The organism is Thermodesulfobacteriota bacterium (genome assembly GCA_040757775.1).
Taxonomy (GTDB): Bacteria; Desulfobacterota; UBA8473; order UBA8473; family UBA8473; genus UBA8473.
Map to the genome: position 1 here is coordinate 234145 of JBFLWQ010000001.1, position 8716 is coordinate 242860.

Annotated in this window: 6 protein-coding genes and 1 pseudogene; 3 read left to right on the forward strand and 4 right to left on the reverse strand. The window is 42.0% G+C overall.

Annotated features, from left to right (window positions below; all coding sequences use genetic code 11):
• Positions 1-17: 17 nt before the first annotated feature.
• The 4 genes and pseudogenes from AB1401_01280 to AB1401_01295 all read right to left on the reverse strand — a co-directional run bounded on the left by AB1401_01280 (position 18) and on the right by AB1401_01295 (position 3739).
• Positions 18-782, reverse strand: coding sequence for an enoyl-CoA hydratase-related protein (locus tag AB1401_01280; protein ID MEW6614088.1), 765 nt, complete (start codon positions 780-782; stop codon positions 18-20).
• A gap of 106 nt (positions 783-888) precedes the next feature.
• Positions 889-1680, reverse strand: coding sequence for an enoyl-CoA hydratase (locus tag AB1401_01285; protein ID MEW6614089.1), 792 nt, complete (start codon positions 1678-1680; stop codon positions 889-891).
• 116 nt (positions 1681-1796) lie between these two features.
• On the reverse strand, positions 1797-3467 hold the full coding sequence (locus AB1401_01290; protein ID MEW6614090.1) for a methylmalonyl-CoA mutase family protein: 1671 nt from the start codon (positions 3465-3467) through the stop codon (positions 1797-1799).
• A gap of 26 nt (positions 3468-3493) precedes the next feature.
• Positions 3494-3739, reverse strand: a pseudogene (locus tag AB1401_01295) (elongation factor P).
• A 229-nt stretch (positions 3740-3968) separates the two neighbouring features.
• Between AB1401_01295 and AB1401_01300 the strand changes: the two are divergent.
• From AB1401_01300 to AB1401_01310, 3 genes are all read left to right on the forward strand, one after another.
• Complete coding sequence (locus tag AB1401_01300; protein MEW6614091.1) at positions 3969-5408, forward strand: diadenylate cyclase; 1440 nt, start codon at positions 3969-3971, stop codon at positions 5406-5408.
• Between the two features lie 78 nt (positions 5409-5486).
• Positions 5487-7931 carry an ATP-binding protein gene (locus AB1401_01305; GenBank protein MEW6614092.1) on the forward strand — a complete coding sequence of 815 codons (2445 nt, stop codon included), beginning with the start codon at positions 5487-5489 and terminating at the stop codon, positions 7929-7931.
• Between the two features lie 108 nt (positions 7932-8039).
• A partial coding sequence (locus AB1401_01310; protein MEW6614093.1) for a hypothetical protein occupies positions 8040-8716 on the forward strand: 677 nt, incomplete at its 3' end.

Genomic DNA, 8716 nt, shown 5'->3' on the forward strand with positions numbered 1-8716 from the left:
AAAATCTGCATTCAATATTAGAACCCCTTAAAATTGGGTTTTCTCTTATTCAAGAATGCATCCATGCCTTCTTTTGCATCCTCTGTTGCAAAGAGCCCACACATGGCATCAACAGCATAGCTCAATTCTTCTCCGTGGAGATCCCTATTAACGGATGACTTGATGAGCTCTACGGCTAAGGGAGCCTTGGACATGATTTTCTTGGCCATCTCCATTGAGGCATCCATAAGCCCTTCATGAGGCACTACCTTGCTTATCAGCCCTATTCTCAGTGCCTCTTCTGCAGATATCTGGTCACAGGTCATAGCCAGCTCCTTTGACTTCGCTCTGCCAACCAACTGGTGTAACCTGATTATGGCAAAACCCGGAGCTAGACCAATAGCCGCTTCGGGCACACCAAATTTTGCCTTTTCAGAGGCAATAATTATATCGGAGGAGATGGCAACCTCCAGTCCGCCACCTAAAGCAAGACCATTTACAGCAGCAATAACCGGCTTTGGATACTTTTCCATGAAGGCTAAAAAGGGTATAACATCTCCCATGAATCTGCGAATACTAGCCATATCAAACTTAAAACCGCTTATGTCCGCCCCTGCACAGAAAGCCCTGTCAGTTCCTGTAAGGACTAAAACCCTTATCTCTTTATCTTTGAGGGCCTCGTCATAAGCCACTTTAAGGTCTGCCCGAAGTTGGTTACTCAAGGCGTTTAACCTCTCAGGGTAATTCATAGTTATAATTGCAACACCATCCTTTTTTTCATACAAAACCACCTTTAAATCCATAAAAAATCCTCCTTTTAAAATAGAAGCAAGAAAATAAAAAACAAAATGAAAAGGAAATATCTATGCTCTTCACTCAGTTTAAAATCCATCACCAGCTAATGAGATATCACATCCCTTTAAATTCCGGCTCTCGCTTTTCCACAAAAGCCGTCGATCCTTCCTTGTGGTCATCTGTCTCGGAGCAAAATCCCTGGGTGTATATTTCATACTGCAAAGTGGTCTCCAGATCAAACTTATCAAAGGCATCGTATATGGAACGTTTAGCGATACTTACGGCAAGAGGGGCTCTATTGGCTATCTTCATAGCCATCTCTCTCGTAACAGTTTCTAACTCTTTTTCTGGAACCACTTTATTTACCATTCCTATGCGTAAAGCCTCCTCTGCATCTATAATGTCACCGGTAAAAACAAGCTCGCAGGCCTTCTTTGTGCCTACTAATCTGGATAGCAGGTAACTTCCTCCATAATCCTGCACAAGGCCTACCTTAACGAATGCCTGACCAAACCTGGCCTTTTCTGAAGCAATGATAATGTCACATGCCAGTGCCATATTACATCCTGCCCCTACAGCAACACCGTTTACCATTGCAATAACAGGAATATCCATTTTTCTGATCTTAAGGGGGTTTTTCAGGAGCATTTTTAAACCAGCCCTTCTCTCTGCAACCTTCATGCCTATTCTGCCTTTCTGTGCACTCACATCGCCACCTGCACAAAATGCCCTTCCTGCCCCTGTAATTATCAGAACCCTTATTTCACTGTTTCCTGCTACTTCGTCCAGTTTCTGTCCAAATAATGCCTGGGCAGGCCAATCCAATGCATTGAGCCTATCAGGACGATTAAGGGTTATAGTGGCAATATTCCCTTCCTTTTTTAACAAAATGCTTTCTTCTGCCATTTTATCCTCCTTGAACAAAAGTAACACTTAGCTCATAATTTAGCCTATAACAATAAAAAAATGAATCGTTATTCATTATATACAGAAAGAACATCTATATTGCAAGAAAATATTTTTCAAGAAAAAAACGGGTGACTTAGCACTTCAAACGGGTCGTAGGTGTATCCAAAGCCCATGCGCATAGTTCCAAGTATTTCGCCAGTAGTAGCATAGGCATTAACAGCCTCTATGATGAAAGGAAGCAGGTTTTCTCTCTCTCTTTTCTTAGCTACCTCATTCAATATCTTCAAGGTCTTCCTGACCTTATCATTATCTCTGGTCTCTCTCAGTTCCTTAAGGGCAGCTTCCCGCTTCTCTGATACCTCAGACGGAGTCTTGTGATAGTCTCCCTGCAAATCCTCTTCAGGTGGAAGCGTGAATTCATTCACACCAACTATTATCCGCTCCCTGCTCTCTACCTCTTTTTGATACTGGTATGCAGCCTTTTCCATCTCCTGATCTATCCACCCCTTCTCAATGGCAACAATCATACCTCCCATATCATCAATATTTTTCAATATCATCATGGCCTCTTCCTCTATCCTGCTGGTCAAAGACTCCACGTAGTAAGACCCTGCCAGCGGGTCAGCTACGTTGGCAACCCCTGTTTCACAAGCCAGAATCTGCTGTGTCCTGAGTGCCAGTCTGTGAGACTCCTCCGTAGGGATAGCTATGGGTTCGTCGTAAGAACAGCAGTGAAGGGATTGAACCCCTCCCAGGACTGCTGCAAGCGCTTCATATGCAACTCTTATTACATTATTCAAGGGTTGTTGGGGTACCAGAGAACACCCTGCTGTATGAACGCCGAATTTAAAGGTAAGTGACTTCGGATTCTTTGCCCTGAATCTCTCTTTCATGATCTTAGCCCACATCCTTCTTGCCGCCCGGAGTTTTGCTATCTCTTCAAAAAAGTCAATATGGGCACTGCAGTAAAAGGCAATCCTCGGCCCAAATTCATCAACATCCAATCCCCTTTTCAGGACATTTTCTATATAGGCTATTGCCATGGCAAATCCAAAGGCGATTTCCTGAGCAGCATTTATACCGGTCTCTCTAAGATCATAGAGGTTAACGTTGGTGGTATACCAAAGGGGCATATGCTTACTGCAAAATTCTATGATGTCAGCCGATGTCTGTAAACACAGATCCACATGATTTGTACTTGGAGAATAACCGCAATACCTCCCTTTTAACGGCTCATTCTGTATTGTCCCCCTTAATTTAGCCAGGTCAATTTCCCTTTTTCGGGCAATAGCAACATACTGGGCTACCACTATGGGTGAAACCGTAGTCGAAACATTAAAGGACATACTTACCTTTTCGAGTGGAATCCCTTCAACCATCTCCTCCATATCTTTGAGAGATGAAAAAGGCGCACCTACAGCACCTGCCTCTTCTTTAGCCATAGGATGGTCAGAATCCACACCCATAGCAGTGGGAAGATCGTTGATGATATTTATACCACTCTGCCCTTGATCTATCAGATACTTTACCCGTTCATTGGTGTCCTTTGGGGTACCAAAGCCCGCAACTTCCCTCTTGGTCCAAACCCTGCCCCTGAACATTGTTGCGTGAATACCCCTGGTAAAAGGATAATCCCCAGGGTTACCTATCTCCTTTTCATAACTGACATATTGGGTGTCTTCAGGTGTGTACACTTCCTTTACTGGAAAACCTGACCATGTTTTTAACCTTGATGCCCCTTCGGAATAGGCCTTTGCAAGTTTTTCAAACTTATCATCCATCATGACTCCTCCATTCATTATGATTGCATTCACTTTTTGTTAACCCTCTCAATATAACCCCGGGTTCGGGTATCGATCTTTAGTACGTCACCTTCTTCTATAAACAAAGGCACTTGAATGATAACCCCGGTTTCCAGCGTAGCAGGTTTGCTCCCCCATGATGCCGTATCGCCCCTTAACCCAGGACCGGTTTTGGAAACGGTCAGTTCTACAAAGATCGGAAGCTCAACACCAATAGGTTGATTGTTGTGAAAAAGGATACCGATAACGATATTCGCCGGCTCGTCACGCCAATGCATTCATTTTATTTAAAAGCGGTTCTATGTCAAGTAAATAAGATGAACAAAACCACCACTGGAGGATGGGTAGCAGATGAATGACGGAACATAATTATACACAAAAAGGTGTTGATTTCTCTTCCAGAAATTGATAGATTTTTCAGGACAGTTTAATCACAGAATCTGGATTATTGAAGCTGCTAATTTTAGAGGGCATCTGATTATTATGGACTTTTTAATAAATATCAGTCGGGATTTTCGAATTGCAGACTTCTTTGATATCGCTATCATGGTCGTCTTTTTTTATATTATAATGCTTTGGTTTAAGAGAACGGTTTATCGCTTTGTTTTCATTGGAATCAGCATTCTGGGACTGGTATACATGCTAGCGCGGTTCTTTCAACTCTATGTCACCGTATTTGTTTTACAAGGTTTTTTTGCTATACTTCTTATTGCCATAGTAGTAATATTTCAAGAAGACCTGCGCAGGATCTTTGAAAGAATGGTCATGTGGCGACTGCTTAGAAAAAGACGATCTACGGTATCGACTCACGAGGAGATCGATATCCTCAGTAGGGCCGTGAATAAACTCGCTCTCAGGCGTTTTGGAGCATTAATAGTCCTTAAAGGCAATGATCATCTAGACCGGCACTTGAAAGGAGGATTCCTTCTGGAAGGAAAGCTGAGTGAACCACTATTAGAGAGCATCTTTGACCCCCATTCCGTTGGACATGATGGCGCAGTAGTTATCGAAAACAATCGGGTTACTAAATTCGGTTGCCACCTACCTCTTTCTTTCAATACACTTAAGATCGGGAATCTGGGATTACGACACACCGCTGCTTTAGGACTGACAGAGCGTTCAGATGCCCTGTGCATTGTCGTATCTGAAGAACGAGGAACTATCAGTATAGCCAAGGAGGAACTGCTTGAGAGGCTGGAAAACCCTGAACAGTTGATAAAAAACCTTGAACTATTCTATCAGGAAAGATTCCCGGGGAAGCAAACAAAAACGCGGTTGAGTTGGCTACGGGAAAACTCTCGAGAAAAAGCCATAGCCATTCTTCTATCCTGTGGTTTGTGGCTGGCCATTGGTTATCAGACAGGAAGCGTGCGTCGCGACTTTGTTGTCCCTATTGAATATCGAAACCTTGCACCTGATTTGATTATAGAAGAACCGAAACCAAAAGAGGTTACAGTAACATTGACAGGGTCAGAACAGGCATTCAATCTTCTGAATCCACAAATGCTGAAGATATCACTGGACATGTCCAGAGTCCATGAGGGAAATCAAAAGCTAGTTCTTGAGAGGAATAATTTGCGATACCCTCCAAATCTATCAGTAATGCGAATTGAGCCAGGTAGGATTCAAATCACTGCTTACAGGCTGGTCCCCATAGATATTCCTGTCAGGGTACAGACATTCGGAAAGCTTCTTCACGAACTAGCTCTTCGACAAATCGTGGTTACTCCCAGGTTAGTTAGGGTTATGGCTTTACCGCAAAGCAAAAAAGATGTTGAAATCCTGACAGAACCCATTGATCTAAATAACATCAACGGCTCTATAACTCTGAGTCCCAACCTGGTATTTCCTCCAAATATTCAATTTATGAACAACAAACAACCACAAGTTCGGGTCACCTTCAAGGTCGAGCAAAAGCAATAGAAAAAATTAGATGATATTTAACCGTTAAAACAGACTTGCAAAAGTTCAGTCAATATACTAATTGGAGGCAACAAAACAATGCTAAATAAGATCGATATAAATAAGTATAAGGTTCCCTTTGAAAAGTTGCGTTGGATCTGCCCCTCGGAATGGTTCGACTTCAATTGCACCAACCATGTTAAACCACTTAAAGAATTTATTGGTCAGGATCGGGCATTGGATTCAATCAATTTTGGATTGGATGTAAAAAGCCAGGGATACAATCTTTTTTTAACTGGTCTAACAGGAACAGGTAAAGCTACAACCATAAAAACCTGTATAGAGGAGTTTATAACAAAGAAACAGGGTGAAGGGATAGAGTTTAAACCTGAGGATTGGTGCTACGTCTATAACTTTTCTGACCCGGATCACCCAAAGGTACTTAAACTACCCCAAGGATATGGAAAATCCTTCAATACTCAGATGGAGAAGCTCCTTAAAACCCTGCAAGAAGAGATACCAAAGGTATTTAGTAGCGAGGACTACAATAAACAGAAGCAAGGGGTAATGGAAAATCAACAGAAGGAGTATCAGGATGCGCTGAATGAGCTGGATATGGAAGCGAGAAATCATGACCTTATGGTAGAAATGACTTCAATGGGAGCAGTGGTTGTCCCTGTACTTGAAGGGAAACCGATGTCCAGGGAAGATTTTTTAGCCCTCAAAGAAGAAGAAAGGGGAGCTATTGAGGCAAAACGTCGGGAACTAATGAAACTGGTAGACGAAACTATGGGCAGGTTCCGAGATTTGAACAAGAAAACAGAGGAAAAAATTAAGGCAATCAAGCGCAAAGCGGGCGAATTCACCATATCCGGTCTATTTAATGAATTGTTTGAAGCTTACAGTGAATACCCTGATCTGATAGGTTTTCTTGAAGAGGTTAAGGAATATACGTTAGACCATCTGGACTTATTTACCAATGCCCTTGTATCACCCCAAATTCAAGGGGCTCTTTTTTCTTCTCAGGTAGATCCCTTTACGGAATACAGAGTCAATCTATTTGTAGATAATAGTGCCACCAGTGGTCCTCCCGTGATTATTGAAACTAACCCCAATTGGTTTAACATGTTTGGTAAGATTGAAAGAAAAGCTTTTATGGGTACTTATGTAAGCGATCATACTATGATTAAACCGGGGGCTGTTCAATTGGCAAATGGCGGTTATCTGATTTTGAATGTCCGTGATGTCTTGTTAAACCCAGGGGTGTGGGAGGGCATCAAAAGAATAATCAGGAATAAGGAAGTTAAGGTGGAAGAACCCTGGGAACAATACGGGTTTTTTACACCTCAAGGTATGAAGCCTCAACCAATACCTATAGAAATTAAGATGGTATTGATGGGTGAAGACTATGTTTATCAACTACTTTCTGTTTACGATGAAGATTTTTGGGAAATGTTTAAAGTAAAGGTGGACTTTAACTACCAGGTAAACCGTACAGATGAAAATATGGCAGCTTATGCATCTTTTATACGCCAGTGCTGTGATACGGAAAAATTGCTGGCATTTGACCGCACAGGTGTAGCCAAAATACTGGAATATGCAGCCAGGGCAGTAGCCGACCAGGAGAAGCTATCGAGCAGATTTGGTCAGTTAAAGGATTTGATTATTGAATCCAATTACTGGGCTAAGAAGGCGGAGGGTTCGATGATTACCGGTGAACATGTGGAAAAGGCAATGAGAGAAAAGGTCTACCGATATAACTTACTTGCTGAGCGAATACGTCAGCTTATAGTCGAAGGAACCCTTATGGTTGATACCGAAGGGGCTGTTGTAGGACAGGTTAATGGACTATCTGTCTATGATCTGGGAACATTCAGCTTTGGACGGCCTTCCCGTATTACCGCTAAAACCTTCTTTGGAAGAAGTGGAGTCATCAATATAGAGAGAGAATCCCAACTCAGCGGGCATACTCATGATAAAGGTGTACTCATATTGTCTGGTTACCTTGGATGGAAGTATGCCCAGGATAAGCCTTTATCTCTTTCAGCAAGCCTTTGTTTTGAGCAATCCTATACAGGTGTTGAGGGAGATAGTGCATCTTCTACGGAGCTTTATGCTATCCTGTCCAGCCTCTCTGGATTACATATAAAACAGGGGATAGCCGTTACTGGTTCAGTAAATCAGAAAGGCGAGATCCAGCCCATAGGTGGAGTAAATCAAAAGATCGAGGGATTCTTCGATGTTTGCAAGTTAAAAGGTTTAACAGGAGAGCAAGGGGTTATCATTCCTTACCAGAACGTCAAGAATCTTATGTTACGAGAAGATATAGTAGACACGGTACGCGAGTGCCGATTTAATGTCTACGCAGTAAAAACTATAGATGAGGGAATTGAGATATTAACAGGAGTACCTTCGGGAGAAAAACAGACAGATGGCTCTTATCCTGAAGGTACTACAAATCATCTGGTAGATAAACGCCTGAAAGAATTGGCTGAAGGGTTAAAAAAATTCTATGCTTCTGAGGAAATTAGCGAGAAAAAATGAAGAACCTCAAAAAAGATAAATCACAGGAGTGAAATACCTTGACTTGATTTAAAAGTTATTGTAGGTTTTACAAACCGGATAATCAATTAATTAAGAAAGGGGACTAAAATGATGAAAATAAGGGCTCAATTAAAAAACTACTTCTTGGTTATCTCTTTAAGTCTCTTCTCCCTCTCTCTGATCTCCCTTGTTCCTTCAACAGAAGCGAGGGCTGATGACATCGAATTTCAAACCGGGATTACACAATCTTACTTTGAGAAATTCAGTAAGGAATTAGGTGCTGCATTGAGTTATAAGGCATTGTCTCCTGCTGAACCATTGGGGACACTGGGTTTTGATATCGGTCTTGAAATAACAGCTACTGATATTGAAGAGGGGGCAGATTATTGGAACAAAGCTACCAAGAATGCTGATATGCCCAGTATGATCCCCTTACCCAAACTATATGTAAGAAAAGGGCTTCCTTTTAATATAGATGTAGGAGCCATTTACAGCAAGGTTCCCAATTCTAATATTTCACTCTTGGGAGCTGAGGTTAAATACTCCATATTGAAAGGCTCAATGACTACACCTGCTGTTGCAATCAGAGGAACTTACACTCAGCTTCTGGGAGTAGATCAGCTAGACTTCAAAACCTATGGGGCTGATATCTCAATAAGTAAAGGGTTCCTAAACATAACCCCATTTGGTGGAATTGGGGCAGTATGGATCTCCAGCGAACCAAAAAGTCTGCCTGCCGGAATAAGTTTAAACAAAGAAAATATTACTGCAATGAAATATTTCGG

What these genes read in the sequence shown, in the direction of transcription:
- AB1401_01280 (MEW6614088.1), bottom strand. Translation starts at nt 782, where the DNA reads ATGGATTTAAAGGTGGTTTTGTATGAAAAAAAGGATGGTGTTGCAATT.
- AB1401_01285 (MEW6614089.1), bottom strand. Translation starts at nt 1,680, where the DNA reads ATGGCAGAAGAAAGCATTTTGTTAAAAAAGGAAGGGAATATTGCCACT.
- AB1401_01290 (MEW6614090.1), bottom strand. Translation starts at nt 3,467, where the DNA reads ATGATGGATGATAAGTTTGAAAAACTTGCAAAGGCCTATTCCGAAGGG.
- AB1401_01300 (MEW6614091.1), top strand. Translation starts at nt 3,969, where the DNA reads ATGGACTTTTTAATAAATATCAGTCGGGATTTTCGAATTGCAGACTTC.
- AB1401_01305 (MEW6614092.1), top strand. Translation starts at nt 5,487, where the DNA reads ATGCTAAATAAGATCGATATAAATAAGTATAAGGTTCCCTTTGAAAAG.